Consider the following 17,247-nt stretch of genomic DNA (forward strand, 5'->3'; position numbering starts at 1 on the left):
TTCTGCCACTTGGAAGAGCACCAAACCACCGTTTGAGGATAGAGCCGAACATGGAGATCAGCCTTATTTTCTCTTTCATGCAGTCTTTTTGAGAAGAAATTCTTTTTTGGTTTGGTAATCTGAAAACAATGGGGTAATTTTGGCCATAAGAAAGAGTGTTAGGTGTTTGATTTTTAGAACCTTTGAAAAACGAACAATTGCAGAAACAGCAAAAGACCTTCTCTTTTTTATGACTTTATCTCATTGGGCTTGCATTATCCGCTGCCCCCATACATGCCGACATTACCCATAAACCGATAATCATAAAATCGACATCACAAATATCCTCTCCGGCTTGAGACGCCCCAAGCCGGGGAGGTGGAGGAGACTCTTACACTCTTTTTCGGATATTACAAGACAAAACATGATTACCCGCTCAAAACGTTATAGAGCCAAAGTTGTGAGGCGTGCGGCCTGAAAGTCTGTGTCTTGTCGAAAGAAGCCTTTTTTCGTTTACGCCCTTTCGCTCCCGTCTTGTCGTCCGCTTCTGGTCGTGAGCCTGCTGCGAAACGATTAGGCGTACTTCGGCCATAGGGCGTGCGGTAAAACAAGAAAAAAGTACCCGAAACGAAAAAAAACGACGAAATAATTTGTAGGTTTGAAAAATATGTCTACCTTTGCATCCGAATTGAGGGACACGCTACTCCTCGGCTGAAAGGTCAGGATGTAGAACCCACAATGGCAGGGTAGTTACCAGAGTGGCCAAATGGGGCAGACTGTAAATCTGCTGGCTTACGCCTTCGGTGGTTCGAATCCATCACTACCCACCTCCCTGAAAGGGATTTCGCGGGAATAGCTCAGTTGATAGAGCACTAGCCTTCCAAGCTGGGGGTCGCGGGTTTGAGCCCCGTTTCCCGCTCAATACTTAGATTGCTGTTATAGCTCAGCGGTAGAGCACTTCCTTGGTAAGGAAGAGGTCGTGAGTTCAAGTCTCACTAACAGCTCTCATAAGGAGATTGGGGAGATGTGAAAAACTAATTTCTCCGATCTTTTTTTTTCTTTTTGAGTGTTTTGCCGAAAGCGGTGCGAGTTCTCGTCGTGAGAGTCGCGGCGGAAGTGAGACACTGTTTGAGGAATGAATATTAATAATCATAAATAACCACTACAATGGCAAAAGAACAATTTCAGCGTACCAAGCCGCACGTGAACATTGGTACCATCGGTCACGTAGACCACGGTAAGACTACTCTTACTGCCGCTATTACCGCCGTGCTTTCTCGTAACGGCTTCTGTGAAGCTCGCTCTTTCGATCAGATCGACAACGCTCCCGAAGAAAAAGAACGTGGTATCACGATCAACTCTTCGCACGTTGAATATGAAACTGCCAATCGTCACTATGCTCACGTAGACTGCCCGGGTCACGCCGACTACGTTAAGAACATGGTTACCGGTGCTGCGCAAATGGACGGTGCTATCATCGTGGTTGCCGCTACTGACGGCCCCATGCCTCAAACTCGTGAGCACATCCTTCTCGCTCGTCAGGTAAACGTTCCCCGTCTCGTTGTGTTCCTCAACAAGTGCGACATGGTTGAAGACGAAGAAATGCTCGAGCTCGTAGAAATGGATATGCAAGACCTTCTTTCTCAATATGAGTTCGAAGAAGATACTCCCATCATCCGCGGTTCTGCTCTCGGTGGTTTGAATGGTGTACCCGAATGGGAACAAAGCATTCTCAAACTTATGGAGGCTTGCGATACTTGGATTCAAGAACCCCCTCGTGATCGCGACAAACCCTTCTTGATGCCCGTTGAAGACGTGTTCTCTATCACCGGTCGTGGTACTGTTGCTACCGGTCGTGTTGAAACCGGTGTCGTTAAGGTGGGTGACGAAGTTCAGATCCTCGGTCTCGGTGAAGACAAGAAGTCTGTTGTAACCGGTGTGGAAATGTTCCGCAAGCTTCTCGATCAAGGTGAAGCCGGTGACAACGTAGGTCTTCTCCTCCGCGGTATCGACAAGCAAGAAATCAAGCGCGGTATGGTGATCACTCACCCCGGCGTGATCAAACCCCACACTTCTTTCAAGGCTTCTATCTATGTCCTCAAAAAAGAAGAAGGTGGTCGTCACACTCCCTTCGGTAACAAATATCGTCCTCAGTTCTATCTCCGCACGATGGACTGCACCGGAGAAATCACTCTCCCCGAAGGCGTAGAAATGGTAATGCCCGGTGACAACGTGGAAATCACTGTGACTTTGATTTACGCTGTTGCTCTCAACGAAGGTCTTCGTTTTGCTATCCGCGAAGGTGGACGCACCGTTGGTTCCGGTCAAATCACTGCCATCCTCGACTAATCTTGTCGAACCCGTAGCTGCGTAAGCACTGCGAAAATATATGGAGTAGGCTCTGTTCTCGGAGTGGAGCCTACTTTTCTACGGGAATAGCTCAGTTGGTAGAGCACTGGTCTCCAAAACCAGGTGTCGGGAGTTCGAGCCTCTCTTCCCGTGCTTAAACGGAAACGAAATGAATCGCATTTTTCAATATTGCAAAGATTCGTACTCAGAATTAGCGCATAATATCACCTGGCCATCACGCCAAGAGTTGATGCACAGTGCACTTGTTGTACTTATTGCTTCCATACTCATAGCACTTGTGGTCTTTGCGGAGGATACGCTTTTTGAGACGATCATGGATTTTATCTACCGCAACTAAACAACATTCATCAATGGCTGAAGTAGAAATGAACTGGTACGTATTGCGTGCCGTCAGTGGAAAAGAAGCCAAGGTGAAGGAGTACATCGACGCCGAAATTAGAAATGGTCGCCTCGGTGGATTCGTATCGCAAGTTCTCATCCCGACAGAAAAGGTGCTTCAAATGCAAGGCGGAAAACGCGTTGTTAAGGAGCGTAATTATCTGCCGGGTTACGTTCTTGTAGAGGCGAAGTTGGTGGGAGAGATCGCTCATGAACTCAGAAGTACTCCTAACTGCCTTGGATTTTTGGGAGGGTTGGAACATCCCACTCCTCTCCGTCCGAGTGAAGTGAACCGCATATTGGGTAAAGTCGATGAACTCGAAAATGAGCCTGTCGACATTGTGATACCCTTTACTGTTGGCGAAAATGTTAAGGTCAAGGATGGCCCTTTCAGCGGTTTCTCCGGTGTCATCGAAGATGTCAACGACGAGAAGAAAACCGTTACGGTGGCCGTGAAAGTGTTTGGGCGCTCGCAGCCCCTCACTCTCGGATTTATGCAAGTCGAGAAGGAATAGGCATAAGGTAGGTTACGCATCCGAATGTCTGTGTGCTTCTCAAAATTTTTCAAAACAATAATCGTAAACAATGGCAAAAGAAGTTGCTGGATTAATCAAATTACAGATTAAAGGTGGCGCTGCAAATCCAAGCCCTCCCGTAGGTCCCGCCCTCGGTTCAAAGGGTATCAATATCATGGATTTCTGCAAGCAGTTCAACGCCAGAACTCAGGAGAAAGCCGGTAAAGTACTTCCTGTTGTAATTACCTATTACAATGACAAGTCTTTCACCTTTGTCGTAAAGACTCCTCCTGTTGCAATTCAGTTGCTCGAGGCCGCCAAGAAGAAAAGCGGATCTGCTCAGCCTAACCGTAGCAAGATTGCAGAAATTACCTGGGATCAAGTGAAGGCTATCGCTGAAGATAAGATGCCTGACCTCAACTGCTTCACAGTAGAGGCTGCTATGCGCTTGGTTGCCGGTACAGCTCGCAGTATGGGTATCACCGTCAAGGGAGACTTCCCCGCTTAATTAATAACACTTCAATTTTTGAACAATGAGTAAACTTACTAAGAATCAAAAGTTGGTAGCCGGTAAGATTGAAGCAGGTAAGGCTTATTCTCTTACAGAAGCTTGCAGCTTGGTGAAGGAAATCACCACCACCAAGTTCGACGCTTCCCTTGACATCGACGTGCGTCTCGGAGTAGACCCTCGTAAAGCTAACCAAATGGTACGTGGCGTGGTTTCTCTTCCCCACGGAACCGGTAAGCAAGTACGAGTGCTCTGCCTCTGCACTCCCGATCAGGAAGCTGCTGCGACTGAAGCTGGTGCTGACTATGTAGGTCTCGATGAATATATCGAGAAAATCAAAGGTGGTTGGACTGATATTGATGTTATCATCACTATGCCTGCCATCATGGGTAAGATAGGTGCCCTCGGCCGTGTGCTCGGTCCTCGCGGATTGATGCCCAACCCCAAGAGCGGTACTGTAACTATGGATGTTGCCAAAGCTGTCCGTGAGGTGAAGCAAGGTAAGATCGACTTCAAGGTTGACAAAGCCGGTATCGTACACGCGTCGATCGGTAAGGTGTCTTTCGACACTGCCAAGATGATTGGCAATGCCAAGGAGTTTATCGCTACCATCAATAAACTCAAACCCACAGCAGCCAAGGGTACTTATATCAAGAGTATTTATCTTTCTTCTACCATGAGCCGGGGCATCAAAATTGATCCCAAGACCATTGACGAAGCTTAATTTTTTAATGAATCATGAGAAAGGAAGATAAAGCTATTATCATCGAGCGACTCGGTGGACAACTCAAAGAATACGGTCACTTCTACCTCGTTGATGTGACGGGGCTCAATGCCGGGCAAACCAGCGACCTCCGTCGTAAGTGCTTCGCTCAGCAAGTGAAGATGGTAGTTGTGAAGAACACGCTTCTCGAAAAAGCTTTCGACGCTGCTGAGGTGGATTTCTCTCCCCTCTATCCCGTCCTCAAAGGCTCTACGGCTGTGATGTTCTGCAATACTGCAAATGTTCCCGCGAAGCTCATCAAAGAAGCCGGTAAGGCTACGGGTATTCCCTCTTTGAAAGCTGCGTATGCAGAAGAAAGTTTCTATGTCGGTGCCGAACAGCTTGATGCTCTCTGCTCCATCAAGAGCAAGAACGAAGTTATCGCCGACGTTGTGGCTCTGCTGCAAAGTCCTGCCAAGAATGTTATTTCTGCGCTTTCCGGAGCCGGACAGACCATTCACGGAGTGCTCAAAACTTTGGGTGAACGCCCTGAGTAATGATTGCGACTGCGACGAAGTTCAGTCTCCTATAAATAGAGGCGAAGAGCTATTTCGCGGTACAATAAACTCTGTTGCATCATAACCATATAGGTAGCCGCAACAAACGTCAGGGTGATAGACCCGACGATCCATAAACAAGAATAAAAAACAAAATTAATACTTACTACAATGGCAGATATCAAAGCTATCGCTGAAACCCTCGTTAACCTCACGGTTAAAGAAGTAAACGAACTCGCAACTGTCCTCAAAGAGGAATATGGTATTGAACCCGCTGCTGCAGCTGTTGCTGTTGCCGCTCCTGCTGCCGGTGGCGCTGCTGCCGCCGAAGAGAAGACTTCTTTCGACGTTGTTCTCAAAAGCGCAGGTGCTGCCAAGCTCCAAGTCGTTAAGGCTGTGAAGGAAGCTTGCGGTCTCGGTTTGAAGGAAGCCAAAGACCTCGTTGACGGTGCTCCCAGCAAGCTCAAAGAAGGCGTAGGCAAGGAAGAAGCCGAAGCTCTCAAAAAGGCTCTCGAAGAAGCCGGTGCAGAAGTAGAGCTCGCTTAATCTGACTCCAACTATCCCTGAAAACAGGGTGCGGTTAAGAATCCTCTGGTAGGGGGTTCTTAACCTTTTTGTGTCTTATAAGCCGTAATCTGTCATGGATGCTGCTCTCGGATGGGTCGGACCGGTATCGGCTGTTTCCGAGATCGAATGTCGGCGCGCACAGGTCGGAAGCGGCTGATACCCGCTTTCGGTCACTAAAATCAAATAACGTATTAATCGACAATCGAATGTCCCAAGTAATCAACAATCGCGTCAACTTTGCGTCTGTCAATAATCCGATGCCTTATCCGGATTTTCTCGACGTTCAGTTGAAATCTTTTCGGGAGTTTCTACAATTGGATACCCCCTTTGAGCTGCGCAAAAACGATGGTTTGTACAAGGTCTTTGCCGAAAACTTTCCTATCGCTGATACGCGTAACAACTTTGTGCTCGAATTTCTCGACTACTACATTGATGCACCACGTTACAGCATCAACGAGTGTTTGGAGCGTGGTTTGACGTACAGTGTGCCTCTCAAAGCCAAACTCAAACTCTTCTGCACCGACCCCGATCATGAGGAATTTGAAACCGTGGAACAAAGTGTTTTCCTCGGCCCGATTCCTTATATGACCGACAACGGCACTTTCATCATCAACGGTGCCGAACGTGTGGTGGTTTCACAATTGCACAGATCGCCCGGTGTGTTCTTCGGATCGAGCGTACACGCCAATGGGTCTCAGCTGTATAGTGCGCGTATCATTCCGTTCAAGGGTAGTTGGATCGAGTTTGCCACGGACATCAACAACGTGATGTATGCCTACATTGATCGCAAGAAGAAGTTGCCCGTGACCACTCTCTTGCGTGCTATCGGTTACGAAACCGACAAGGACATTCTCCAACTTTTTAACTTGGCAGAAGAGATAAAGGTTAATCGTACCAGTCTTAAAAAAGCCATCGGTCGCCGATTGGCTGCCCGTGTGCTCAAAAGTTGGGTGGAAGACTTTGTGGACGAAGATACCGGAGAAGTGGTTTCTCTCGAACGTAACGATATTCTTTTCGAACGCGAAACGGTGCTCGATGCCGAAAATATCGAAGCGATCATCGAAAGCGGTACGTCCACTATTTTGTTGCACCACGAAGAAAGTAGTTCGAGCGACTACTCGATCATCTTCAATACGTTCCAAAAAGACGTTTCCAACTCCGAGCGCGAAGCGGTGCTCTATATTTATCGCCAGCTCCGCAACGCCGATCCCGCCGACGACGCCAGTGCGCGCGAAGTCATCAACAACCTTTTCTTCTCTGAAAAGCGTTACGACTTGGGCGAGGTGGGACGTTACCGCATCAATAAGAAGTTGGGACTCGATACGTCTTATGACGTGCGTGTGTTGACTCGTGAAGACATTATTGAGATTATCAAATATCTCGTCGAGCTGATCAACTCCAAAGCCTCGGTAGATGACATCGACCACCTTTCCAATCGCCGTGTGCGTACCGTGGGCGAGCAACTTTCCAATCAGTTCTCCATAGGTCTTGCACGCATGAGCCGCACTATCCGCGAGCGTATGAATGTGCGCGACAACGAGGTGTTTACGCCTACCGACCTGATCAATGCCAAGACCATTTCGAGCGTGATCAATTCGTTCTTCGGTACGAATGCGCTATCTCAATTTATGGACCAGACGAACCCCCTCGCCGAGGTGACACACAAACGTCGTCTTTCGGCCTTGGGACCCGGCGGTCTTTCTCGTGAGCGCGCAGGTTTCGAGGTGCGCGACGTGCACTATACACACTACGGACGTTTGTGTCCCATCGAGTCGCCCGAAGGCCCGAACATCGGTCTTATCTCCTCACTTTGCGTATATGCAAAGATCAACGACCTCGGCTTTATCGAAACACCTTATCGCGTGGTGAAAAACAGCGGCGAAAAGGATGAAGAAGGTAACGACATCTACAAGGCCGATCTGAATAACGATAATGTTGTGTTCCTCAGTGCCGAAGAGGAAGAAGAAAAGGTGATCGGACAGGGTAATGCTCCCCTCCGTCCCGACGGTTCGTTTATTCGTAAGGTGGTGAAGAGCCGCCAAGATGCGGACTATCCCGTCGTTCCTCCCTCGGAAGTGTCTTTGATGGACGTTGCACCGCAACAGATCGCTTCTATCGCAGCCGCACTCATTCCTTTCTTGGAACACGACGACGCCCACCGCGCACTCATGGGATCGAACATGATGCGTCAGGCCGTGCCCCTCATTCGTTCCGAAGCTCCTATTGTGGGAACCGGTATCGAAAAACAGGTTTGCGAAAACAGCCGCACCATGATTACGGCAGAAAGCGACGGCGTTGTCAACTATGTGGATGCCAATAAGATCGTTATCACTTACGATCGCACGCCTGACGAAGAGTTTGTGTCGTTTGAATCGGCCACAGTGGAATATGAAATTCCCAAATTCCGCCGTACCAACCAGAACATGACCATTGACCTCCGCCCCATTTGCGATAAGGGACAACGGGTGAAAGCCGGCGATATTCTGACCGAAGGCTATGCCACCGAAAACGGAGAGTTGGCACTCGGACGCAACCTTCTTGTGGCTTACATGCCTTGGAAAGGCTACAACTACGAAGACGCCATCGTGCTCAACGAACGTATGGTGCGCGAAGATATTTTGACGTCGGTACACGTAGACGAATTTTCGCTCGAAGTGCGCGAAACGAAACGCGGAATGGAAGTGCTCACCAATGACATTCCCAACGTTTCGGAAGACGCAACGAAAGACTTGGACGAAAATGGTATCGTGCGTATTGGAGCACGTATCGTGCCCGGCGATATTCTCATCGGTAAGATCACGCCGAAAGGAGAGAGTGACCCCACGCCCGAAGAAAAATTGCTTCGTGCCATCTTCGGCGAAAAAGCCGGTGATGTGAAAGATGCTTCTCTGAAAGCCAACCCCTCTTTGTCGGGTGTTGTCATCAACAAGCGTTTGTTTAGCCGCGTACACAAAATTTCGCGTGCAGAAAAGAATGCAGATAAAATTCAACTTCAAAAACTCGATGACATTTTTGCGAAAGAGGCAGAGGAGTTGAAGAACGTCATGCTCGACAAACTTGTGGCTTTGACCAAAGATTTCACTTCACTCGGAGTGAAAGACAATATCGGAGCTGAGGTGATAGCAAAAGGAGCCAAATTCTCCAAATCGCTGTTCCAAACTCTCGACTTCACCGCTCTCGAACTCTGCAACTGGACAGGCGACGAGCGTACAGACCGAATGGTGCACCAATTGGTGATCAACTATCTCCGCAAGCACAATGAAATGGATGCTGTGCTCAAACGCAAGAAGTTTGCCATTACCATTGGCGACGAACTGCCCAGCGGAATCATTCAGATGGCTAAGGTGTATATTGCCAAGAAGCGTAAGATCGGTGTCGGCGATAAAATGGCCGGTCGCCACGGAAACAAAGGTATCGTTTCCAAAATCGTGCGTCAGGAAGACATGCCATTCTTGGCCGATGGTACTCCCGTTGACATCGTACTTAATCCGCTCGGTGTGCCCTCGCGTATGAATATTGGTCAGGTGTTTGAAGCCGTGCTTGGCTATGCCGGTCAGAAACTCGGCGTGAAGTTTGCCACCCCTATCTTCGACGGAGCTACGCTCGACGATCTTTGTGAGTGGACAGACAAAGCCGGTTTGCCGCGTTACTGCGCCACGCAGCTCTACGACGGTGCAACCGGTGATCAATTCGACCAAAAGGCGACCGTGGGTGTGACTTACATGCTCAAACTCGGTCACATGGTGGAAGACAAAATGCACGCTCGCTCCATCGGCCCTTACTCTCTCATCACGCAACAGCCGCTCGGCGGTAAAGCTCAGTTTGGCGGACAGCGTTTCGGAGAGATGGAGGTGTGGGCTATCGAAGCCTTTGGCGCCAGCCATGTGTTGCAAGAAATCCTCACGATCAAATCAGACGACGTTACGGGTCGCTCGAAGGCATACGAAGCCATCGTCAAGGGTGATCCGATGCCAACTCCCGGTATTCCCGAATCCCTCAACGTGTTGTTGCACGAACTCCGCGGATTGGGTCTCAGCATCTCTCTCGACTAAAAAGTCGATGGCGTTGGGAGGAAGAAAGCAATTTCCCTTCACTGCCTACTATCAAAAGGGCATTTCGATTTGATGACTTTGTCGTTGTTCTTTGCAGAGCATGACGGTTGTCGAAATCGAAAAATGCCCGATGAAATCAAATCTTTCTTACACACAATATACAAGTAAGTTATGGCTTTCAAAACAGACAGAAAGATCAAAAACAACTTCACGAAAATCACTATCGGTTTGGCCTCTCCCGAAGAGATACAGGCCAACTCCTATGGTGAGGTGCTGAAGCCCGAAACCATCAACTATCGAACCTATAAACCTGAGCGCGACGGCCTTTTCTGCGAACGCATCTTCGGCCCCACGAAAGACTACGAATGCCACTGTGGAAAGTATAAGCGCATACGCTATAAAGGCATCGTTTGCGACCGCTGCGGTGTTGAGGTGACAGAGAAAAAAGTACGTCGTGAGCGTGCCGGTCACATCCAACTCGTGGTGCCCGTAGCCCATATTTGGTATTTCCGCTCTTTGCCCAATAAAATGGGATATTTGCTCGGAATTCCCACCAAACAGCTCGACATGATTATCTATTACGAGCGATATGTGGTGGTGCAAGCCGGTGTGCTGGCCGACGAACTCACCGTAAACACGCTTCTCACAGAAGACGAATACTACGAACATCTGAGAAAGCTGCCCAAAGAAAATCAATATTTGGAAGACAGCGACCCCAATAAGTTTATCGCAAAAATGGGAGCGGAAGCTATTCTCGACTTGCTTCAACGCATAGATCTTGACAGCCTTTCCTATGAGCTTCGCGATCGTGCCAATAGCGACACGTCTGTGGCACGTAAGAGCGAGGCTTTGAAGCGTCTGCAAGTCGTAGAGTCTTTCCGTGCATCGAAAGATCGCAACAAACCGGAATGGATGATCATGAAAATCATCCCCGTGACGCCTCCCGAACTGCGTCCGCTCGTTCCTCTCGACGGTGGTCGTTTCGCCACCTCCGACCTCAACGACCTCTATCGCCGTGTGCTCATTCGCAACAACCGCTTGAAGCGTTTGCTTGAAATCAAAGCACCCGATGTCATCTTGCGCAACGAAAAACGTATGCTCCAAGAGGCCGTCGACAGTCTTTTCGACAACAGCCGAAAATCCAGTGCCGTCAAAAGCGAAAGCAACCGTCCTTTGAAATCGCTTTCCGATTCGCTCAAAGGTAAGCAAGGTCGTTTCCGTCAGAACCTCCTCGGTAAGCGCGTCGATTATTCCGGCCGTTCCGTGATTGTAGTCGGTCCCGAGTTGAAAATGGGCGAATGCGGTTTGCCCAAACTCATGGCCGCCGAGTTATACAAGCCTTTTGTGATCCGCAAGCTCATCGAGCGCGGCATCGTAAAGACAGTGAAGAGTGCGAAGAAAATCGTAGATCGTCGCGAGCCCATTATTTGGGACATTCTCGAACTCGTGATGAAAGGACACCCTGTGTTCCTCAATCGTGCTCCGTCGCTTCACCGCCTTTCTATTCAGGCTTTCCAGCCCAAGATGATTGAAGGAAAAGCCATTCAGCTTCACCCTCTTGCTTGTACGGCCTTCAACGCCGACTTCGACGGTGACCAAATGGCTGTCCACCTTCCCCTCTCCAATGAGGCCATTTTGGAGTCGCAAATGCTCATGCTGCAAAGCCACAACATCCTCAACCCGGCCAATGGTGCCCCCATCACCGTGCCTTCTCAAGACATGGTGCTCGGTCTTTATTACATCACCAAACTCCGTCCCGGTGCTAAGGGTTCAGGCCTCACTTTCTACGGGCCCGAAGAGGCCATCATCGCTTACAATGAAAAGCGTGTGGCCATTCATGCTCCGGTCAAAGTCCTTGTTGAAGACATCAACGAAAACGGCCTCCCCATTCGCCATTTGGTGGAAACCTCCGTTGGTCGTGTCATCGTCAATGAGATCATTCCCGTCGAAGTGGGATATGTGAACACGATTATTTCCAAAAAGTCTCTTCGCGACATCATCACGCGCGTCATCAAAGCCGTGGGTATGGCTCGTGCCTGCGAATTCCTCGATGGTATCAAAAACCTCGGTTATCGCAAGGCTTACGAAGGCGGACTTTCCTTCAACCTCGACGACATCATCATTCCCGAAGAGAAAGCCACCATTGTTCAAGTCGGCCACGACCGCATCGAGCAAATCATGAGCGACTATGGGATGGGATTCATCACCGACAACGAGCGCTACAACCAAGTGATCGACACTTGGACGAAGGTGAATAGCGACATCAAGTCCACCCTCATGAAGCAGATGACCGAAGCCGATCAAGGCTTCAACTCCGTCTTCATGATGCTCGACTCCGGAGCTCGTGGTAGTGCCGATCAGATTGCTCAGCTTGCCGGTATGCGTGGTCTTATGGCCAAACCTCAAAAAGCCGGTGCCGACACTCGTTCCACTATCGAAAATCCCATTCTCTCCAACTTTAAGGAGGGTATGTCGGTTCTCGAATACTTCATCTCTACTCACGGTGCCCGTAAGGGTCTTGCCGACACCGCTCTGAAAACGGCCGACGCAGGATACCTCACTCGTCGTTTGGTCGACGTTTCTCACGACGTCATCATCAATGAGGAAGATTGCGGAACGCTCCGCGGTTTGGTATGCACCGCTCTCAAAAACGGCGACGAAATCGTATCCTCTCTTGCCGAGCGCATCCTCGGTCGTGTTTCCGTACACGACATCACTCATCCCGAAGATGGGCACATACTCGTGCATTCGGGAGAAGAAATCACCGAACCTATCGCCAAGACCATCGAAAACGCAGGTATCGAAGAAGTTGAAATTCGCTCCGTACTCACCTGCGAGTCGAAACACGGTGTCTGCATGAAGTGCTATGGTCGCAACCTCGCCACCTCCAAAATGGTGCAAAAGGGTGAGGCTGTGGGTGTGATTGCCGCTCAGTCCATCGGTGAACCCGGTACGCAGCTCACACTCCGTACTTTCCACGCCGGTGGTATCGCCGGCGGTGCGACCGCCAATGCCACGATCGTAGCCAAGAGTGAATGCCGCGTCGAGTTCGACGAACTCCGCACCGTCGATGTTATGGGCGATGACGGAACTCCCGGAAAAATCGTGGTTTCTCGTCTGGCAGAAGTTCGTTTTGTGAACGAAAACACAGGCATCGTTCTTTCTTCTCAAAACGTGCCTTACGGTTCCCAACTCTTCGTCGGAGAAGGAGAACTCGTTACCAAAGGCACGCTCGTGGCCAAATGGGACCCCTTCAACGCCGTTATCGTCACAGAGGCCGCCGGTCGCATCGTGTTTGAAAATCTCAAAGAAGGTGTCACCTTCCGTGTCGAGGAAGACGAAGCCACAGGTCTTCGCGAGCGCATCGTCATCGAATCGAAAGAGCGCGGACTTGTTCCCACGGCTCACATCGTAGACGAAAATGGTCAGACACTCCGCACCTACAACTTCCCCATCAACGGACACATCGTCGTTGAAGACAACCAAGTCCTCAAAATCGGCGATACCATTATTAAAATTCCTCGCGTGGTCGGTTCTGCCGGCGACATCACCGGAGGTCTTCCCCGTGTCACCGAACTCTTCGAAGCCCGCAACCCCTCCAATCCCGCCGTGGTTTCCGAAATCGACGGAGAAATCTCGATGGGTGCAGTTAAGCGCGGACACCGTGAAATCACCGTCACCTCCAAGCTCGGAGAAATCAAGAAATATCTTGTACCCCTCTCCAAGCAAATCCTCGTGCAGGAGAACGACTTCGTTCGTGCCGGAACGCCCCTCTCGGACGGTTCGGTGACCCCCGGCGACATTCTTGCCATTCAAGGCCCCACTGCCGTGCAGGAATACATCGTCAACGAAGTGCAAGACGTTTATCGTCTTCAAGGCGTGAAAATCAACGACAAACACTTTGAAGTCATCGTACGCCAGATGATGCGCAAGGTGCAAATCAACGAACCCGGCGACACCCGTTTCCTCGAACAGCAAATCGTCGACAAAAACGACTTTGCCGAAGAAAACGATCGCATTTGGGGCAAGAAAGTCGTAATCGACGCCGGTGATTCCGAAACGATGAAGAAGGGAATGATCGTAACGGCGCGCAAACTCCGCGAAGAAATCTCCCAGCTCAAACGTCGTGACCTCAAACCGGTTGTCGTGCGCGATGCCGTTCCGGCCACGTCCACGCAGATTTTGCAAGGTATCACCCGTGCCGCTCTGCAAACCAAGTCGTTCATGTCGGCTGCCTCGTTCCAAGAAACCACAAAGGTGCTCAACGAAGCTGCCATTTCCGGAAAGACCGACCACCTCGAAGGTATGAAGGAAAACGTGATTTGCGGACACCTCATTCCCGCCGGTACCGGTCTGCGTGAATTCAACCGCATCGTTGTCGGCGACATTGAAGATTATAACGATCGTGATCGCGAACGCGATGATCGTTTTGGCCGAATCAGCTGATCTTGATTCGCCGAACAACTTGAAATCTCCATTCGGTTTTGTGCCGAATGGAGATTTTCTTTTGTACCTTTGCAAACATAACCTTGCTTTTATGATTTTTCCCACTGACCGCGATCCCATGGGCATGGCCATACGCGACTATTTCCGCCACGGCCACGCCGATCGCCTGCGCATCTTCTCTTCCATGTTCGACGAAGATGAAATGCCCGTTTCTCATCTTTTCCGCACCCCTGCCGAGATGAATTCCCTCGAACGCACCGCCCTTGCCCTTTCCTCCGGGAAAGTGCTCGATGTCGGAGCCGGCAGCGGTTGTCATGCACTCCCTTTGCAAACGGCCGGCGCATCCGTGACGGCCATAGATGTCAGTCCTCTCAGTGTCGAAATTATGCGTGAACGCGGTGTGCGAGATGTTCGACTGGCCGACTTCTTTACCGATGATTTCGGAACGGGCTACGACACCATACTCATGCTAATGAACGGCATTGGCATTTGCGGAGCCCTCATCGAACTTCCTTCTTTCTTCCGTCGCCTCGATTTGCTTCTTGCTCCCGAAGGTTGTGCCCTGGTCGATTCTTGTGACTTGGCCTATGTTTATGAAGACGACGAAGGCAATACCGATTTTTCCGACGTGGAAGATTACTATGGAGAGGTAGACTATCAAATGCAATACGGTGCCGTCAAAGGTCTTGTTTTCAATTGGCTGTATGTAGATTTCGACACCCTCTCCTCTGCGGCCTCCGATTGTGGTTTTTGTGCCGAATTGCTTCGCCGGGGCGATGCCTTCGACTTTTTGGTACGTCTTTCCCGCGCTTGATGCTCCTCGTCCGGCGATCATCGCATGTCGGCTTTGAATTCATCTTCTGCGACTGCCGACAAAAAGAGAAAGGAAAAACACTTTCTTCATAGATGCAAGTATAGTTTAGAATGTAACGGATAAGCAGAAAGACAAACCTCCATCATCCTTCGTCTGACCGGGAATTGCCTCTGCCGCCTTCGAGCGTCCGATGTTCCCGGAAAAGCCAAGGAGAAGTTTGTTTGTCTTTCTCGGAAAGAAGAATTGCGCTTCTCTCCCAAAGTCGGCAATCAGACATGTGGCTACATCAGATTACCCCATATTGGGGAGCCCCCTTTTTGAGGACTCCCCTTTTTTGCGTTGCCAATGCCCGTCTTTGAAACCCTGCAAGTTTCGACGGCAAGGCCAACCTGCGATATTTCGTTGTTCTATCACATGGAAAAATCCACAGGAGTTTTGCTCTTCGTTTTAGAATCCGAATTTTGTGTCAATTCCCGACGAACGACGTCTACACAAAGATCAATGGCCTCTTCAAAAGTGTCGGCCACTTTCTCCGCATGGATTTTCCGGCCGGGCAAAGAGACATGAAGATTAGCCTCTTTATTGTTGGCCGTTTCGGGCTTCACCACTTTCAGCGTCAGTTCTACATTTAGAATATTATCATGCTTTTCGAGTTTGGACATTTTCTTGTCGATGTATGCCACAAGTTTTTCGGCCGCATTGAAATGGATGGTCTGAAGTTTGAAATTCATGGTGTCCTCCTTTTCTTTAAGGTTAGTAATCTTTGAAAAATTCGCGGCAACAAATCTTTGTTCGTTGTCCGCTGAACCTATGGCGAAAATAACCTTTTATTTTGATGCCACCAAATTTTCTTTACTTTTTTATGCTGTCCGATAAAAAAGGGAAGTGGGAGATTGGAAGCAAAAAGCCTTTGTATTTAGCAAAAACTACCCTCCCACCTCATCTGATTTCATCCCGGCAATTTGACCACTCAAACAAGTTGCACCGATGACCTTCCATAAAGTTCGTTCCAAAACGGCAACAGCGTAAAACCAAAGCTCCATTTCGGCCGAAGATTGAAGGCGTCTGACAAAATGCCCCGAAGCGCAAGAACAAAGTTATTCACGATCAAACCGCAAACAACCATGATGATCGAAAAACTTTCGGGCAAGTCCGCAGGGTAGGTAGGACAGCTCGCCATACGAGCTTCTCCCATGATCATTTCGCAAAATTGTCGAAAAACCTACACTTCGACTTGTAGTTTGCTGAAATTCAGGAATATATGAATGTAGACAGATGGCTTAATGTTATACACGGAAAGAAGGTAAGTCATTGATAAACAGGCGGGAAATGAATGTAGACAGTTTTCCTGAAACCTACACTGCCTACACCGACGACTTCGGATGTCTGCATGCCTTTCCGAAACAAAGTGTAGACAGTAACGACAAATGTAGTTTGTTTTTCGCATTGTCTACATTCGCAACTATCTGTATGTCTACGGTTTAACAACGATAGTGTAGACAATGTAGATAAAAAGAAGAAAAAATCCCGGTAGGGAGTGAAAGTTGCTTCTTTCACGAAGAGTTGTTTCGGTTGCTCTTCGGCTGTCCCGATCTTCATTTAATACATCGAAACGCATCTTACCTAAGGAGTAGAATAAACGGAGTAACGAGTAGAAAAATCTGTCACAGACCTAAATTTCGCAAGTCCTCCATTGGTTAGTTTTCGGAAACTCGGATTTTCGATCTTTATATGAGAATACCTTTCGCCTCTCCGGGTTGGGCAGCCGCACGTTTGCGTTCCTCTCCCGAACCTCAAAAAGAAAAACCGGTGGGAATATCCCAACCGGTTTCAATTCTCTCAGGTGCTCTTATTGAAAAGAGCCTGTTCGTAGTCTTCGCTTAAAGAGCTACGTTGTTTGTGTGCTTTGACCGATGATTAAGCCTTAACGCTGTCAGTCATTACGCTGTCGGTAGCAGTAGTGTCCATCATGGTGGTGTCTGTGCTGTCGGTAGCGAGACTGTCGGTAGCAGCAGCAGTTTCAGTTTTAGAACCGCAAGAAGCGAAAGAGATAGCTGCGAAAGCTACGAACATGAAAACCAATTTTTTCATTTTGTTTTTGAGTTTAAAAGTAGAACAATTAATTGCTTTATTAAAACATTGCAAAGGTACAGACTTTTTCTGCACTTGCAAGCACAACCCGGCTTATTTTATAAAAGCCCTACGCTCTTTAACATTTAATATGCAATAGTGACACGTTTTGGCAGTCGCGCTTAACGAATAAGGGTGTATTGTTCGATTTCACAATAGGCCGATCGGGCAAAACGTTCCTTTTCTCCGTTGGGAGGGCGGCGGTTCTGTTTGAAATGGGGGAGCGAA

13 protein-coding genes and 4 tRNA genes are annotated in these 17,247 nt (G+C 49.1%); 14 read left to right on the top strand and 3 right to left on the bottom strand.

The features are described from left to right. Window positions 1-723 precede the first annotated feature (723 nt). The 14 genes from EII14_RS03595 to EII14_RS03660 all read left to right on the top strand — a co-directional run bounded on the left by EII14_RS03595 (window position 724) and on the right by EII14_RS03660 (window position 14,889). Window positions 724-806, top strand: a tRNA-Tyr gene (locus EII14_RS03595). Between the two features lie 19 nt (window positions 807-825). After that, window positions 826-898, top strand: a tRNA-Gly gene (locus tag EII14_RS03600). A 13-nt stretch (window positions 899-911) separates the two neighbouring features. Beyond that, window positions 912-983 (top strand) — tRNA-Thr (locus EII14_RS03605). Between the two features lie 163 nt (window positions 984-1,146). Then, a complete protein-coding gene (gene tuf / locus EII14_RS03610; protein WP_124931200.1) occupies window positions 1,147-2,328 on the top strand; it encodes an elongation factor Tu in 1,182 nt (393 codons plus the stop codon). 80 nt (window positions 2,329-2,408) lie between these two features. After that, window positions 2,409-2,481: transfer RNA gene (locus EII14_RS03615), tRNA-Trp, on the top strand. Between the two features lie 16 nt (window positions 2,482-2,497). After that, complete coding sequence (gene secE / locus EII14_RS09660) at window positions 2,498-2,686, top strand: preprotein translocase subunit SecE (RefSeq protein ID WP_124931201.1); 189 nt, start codon at window positions 2,498-2,500, stop codon at window positions 2,684-2,686. Between the two features lie 13 nt (window positions 2,687-2,699). Then, window positions 2,700-3,242 (top strand): transcription termination/antitermination protein NusG, encoded by a 543-nt coding sequence (gene nusG, locus EII14_RS03625; RefSeq protein WP_124931202.1) that lies wholly within the window; start codon window positions 2,700-2,702, stop codon window positions 3,240-3,242. Window positions 3,243-3,312: 70 nt separating this feature from the next. Then, entirely contained in the window at window positions 3,313-3,750 is a 438-nt protein-coding gene (gene rplK / locus EII14_RS03630; RefSeq protein ID WP_124931203.1) for a 50S ribosomal protein L11, read from the top strand. Between the two features lie 25 nt (window positions 3,751-3,775). Then, entirely contained in the window at window positions 3,776-4,474 is a 699-nt protein-coding gene (gene rplA / locus EII14_RS03635) for a 50S ribosomal protein L1 (protein ID WP_124931204.1), read from the top strand. 14 nt (window positions 4,475-4,488) lie between these two features. Next, window positions 4,489-5,010 (top strand): 50S ribosomal protein L10, encoded by a 522-nt coding sequence (gene rplJ, locus EII14_RS03640; protein WP_124931205.1) that lies wholly within the window; start codon window positions 4,489-4,491, stop codon window positions 5,008-5,010. Between the two features lie 171 nt (window positions 5,011-5,181). Next, window positions 5,182-5,556 (top strand): 50S ribosomal protein L7/L12, encoded by a 375-nt coding sequence (rplL, locus tag EII14_RS03645; protein ID WP_124931206.1) that lies wholly within the window; start codon window positions 5,182-5,184, stop codon window positions 5,554-5,556. Window positions 5,557-5,783: 227 nt separating this feature from the next. After that, window positions 5,784-9,629 carry a DNA-directed RNA polymerase subunit beta gene (gene rpoB, locus EII14_RS03650; RefSeq protein ID WP_124931207.1) on the top strand — a complete coding sequence of 1,282 codons (3,846 nt, stop codon included), beginning with the start codon at window positions 5,784-5,786 and terminating at the stop codon, window positions 9,627-9,629. Between the two features lie 171 nt (window positions 9,630-9,800). After that, window positions 9,801-14,075 (top strand): DNA-directed RNA polymerase subunit beta', encoded by a 4,275-nt coding sequence (gene rpoC / locus EII14_RS03655; RefSeq protein ID WP_124931208.1) that lies wholly within the window; start codon window positions 9,801-9,803, stop codon window positions 14,073-14,075. A gap of 91 nt (window positions 14,076-14,166) precedes the next feature. Continuing rightward, the gene (locus EII14_RS03660) at window positions 14,167-14,889 is read left to right on the top strand and encodes a bifunctional 2-polyprenyl-6-hydroxyphenol methylase/3-demethylubiquinol 3-O-methyltransferase UbiG (protein ID WP_233569359.1); all 723 of its coding nucleotides are present in this window, start codon (window positions 14,167-14,169) and stop codon (window positions 14,887-14,889) included. Window positions 14,890-15,299: 410 nt separating this feature from the next. Here the strand turns inward: EII14_RS03660 and EII14_RS03665 are convergent, their stop codons facing one another. From EII14_RS03665 to EII14_RS09400, 3 genes are all read right to left on the bottom strand, one after another. Continuing rightward, complete coding sequence (locus EII14_RS03665) at window positions 15,300-15,620, bottom strand: HPF/RaiA family ribosome-associated protein (protein WP_124931209.1); 321 nt, start codon at window positions 15,618-15,620, stop codon at window positions 15,300-15,302. Between the two features lie 239 nt (window positions 15,621-15,859). Then, window positions 15,860-16,084, bottom strand: a complete 225-nt coding sequence (locus EII14_RS03670) for a hypothetical protein (protein WP_124931210.1) — start codon at window positions 16,082-16,084, stop codon at window positions 15,860-15,862. A gap of 722 nt (window positions 16,085-16,806) precedes the next feature. Next, window positions 16,807-16,980 carry a hypothetical protein gene (locus tag EII14_RS09400; RefSeq protein WP_199733865.1) on the bottom strand — a complete coding sequence of 58 codons (174 nt, stop codon included), beginning with the start codon at window positions 16,978-16,980 and terminating at the stop codon, window positions 16,807-16,809. Between the last annotated feature and the right edge of the window lie 267 nt (window positions 16,981-17,247).

The sequence above is a fragment of the Alloprevotella sp. OH1205_COT-284 genome, from assembly GCF_003859795.1.
Classification (GTDB): Bacteria; Bacteroidota; Bacteroidia; order Bacteroidales; family Bacteroidaceae; genus Alloprevotella.

Excerpts from the sequence above, each read along its gene's own strand:
- EII14_RS03670 (WP_124931210.1), bottom strand. The coding sequence starts at position 16,084 with ATGGGAGAAGCTCGTATGGCGAGCTGTCCTACCTACCCTGCGGACTTG.
- EII14_RS03660 (WP_233569359.1), top strand. The coding sequence starts at position 14,167 with ATGATTTTTCCCACTGACCGCGATCCCATGGGCATGGCCATACGCGAC.
- tuf (WP_124931200.1), top strand. The coding sequence starts at position 1,147 with ATGGCAAAAGAACAATTTCAGCGTACCAAGCCGCACGTGAACATTGGT.
- rplJ (WP_124931205.1), top strand. The coding sequence starts at position 4,489 with ATGAGAAAGGAAGATAAAGCTATTATCATCGAGCGACTCGGTGGACAA.
- rplA (WP_124931204.1), top strand. The coding sequence starts at position 3,776 with ATGAGTAAACTTACTAAGAATCAAAAGTTGGTAGCCGGTAAGATTGAA.
- rpoC (WP_124931208.1), top strand. The coding sequence starts at position 9,801 with ATGGCTTTCAAAACAGACAGAAAGATCAAAAACAACTTCACGAAAATC.
- secE (WP_124931201.1), top strand. The coding sequence starts at position 2,498 with ATGAATCGCATTTTTCAATATTGCAAAGATTCGTACTCAGAATTAGCG.
- nusG (WP_124931202.1), top strand. The coding sequence starts at position 2,700 with ATGGCTGAAGTAGAAATGAACTGGTACGTATTGCGTGCCGTCAGTGGA.
- rpoB (WP_124931207.1), top strand. The coding sequence starts at position 5,784 with ATGTCCCAAGTAATCAACAATCGCGTCAACTTTGCGTCTGTCAATAAT.
- rplK (WP_124931203.1), top strand. The coding sequence starts at position 3,313 with ATGGCAAAAGAAGTTGCTGGATTAATCAAATTACAGATTAAAGGTGGC.
- EII14_RS03665 (WP_124931209.1), bottom strand. The coding sequence starts at position 15,620 with ATGAATTTCAAACTTCAGACCATCCATTTCAATGCGGCCGAAAAACTT.
- rplL (WP_124931206.1), top strand. The coding sequence starts at position 5,182 with ATGGCAGATATCAAAGCTATCGCTGAAACCCTCGTTAACCTCACGGTT.
- EII14_RS09400 (WP_199733865.1), bottom strand. The coding sequence starts at position 16,980 with ATGAAAAAATTGGTTTTCATGTTCGTAGCTTTCGCAGCTATCTCTTTC.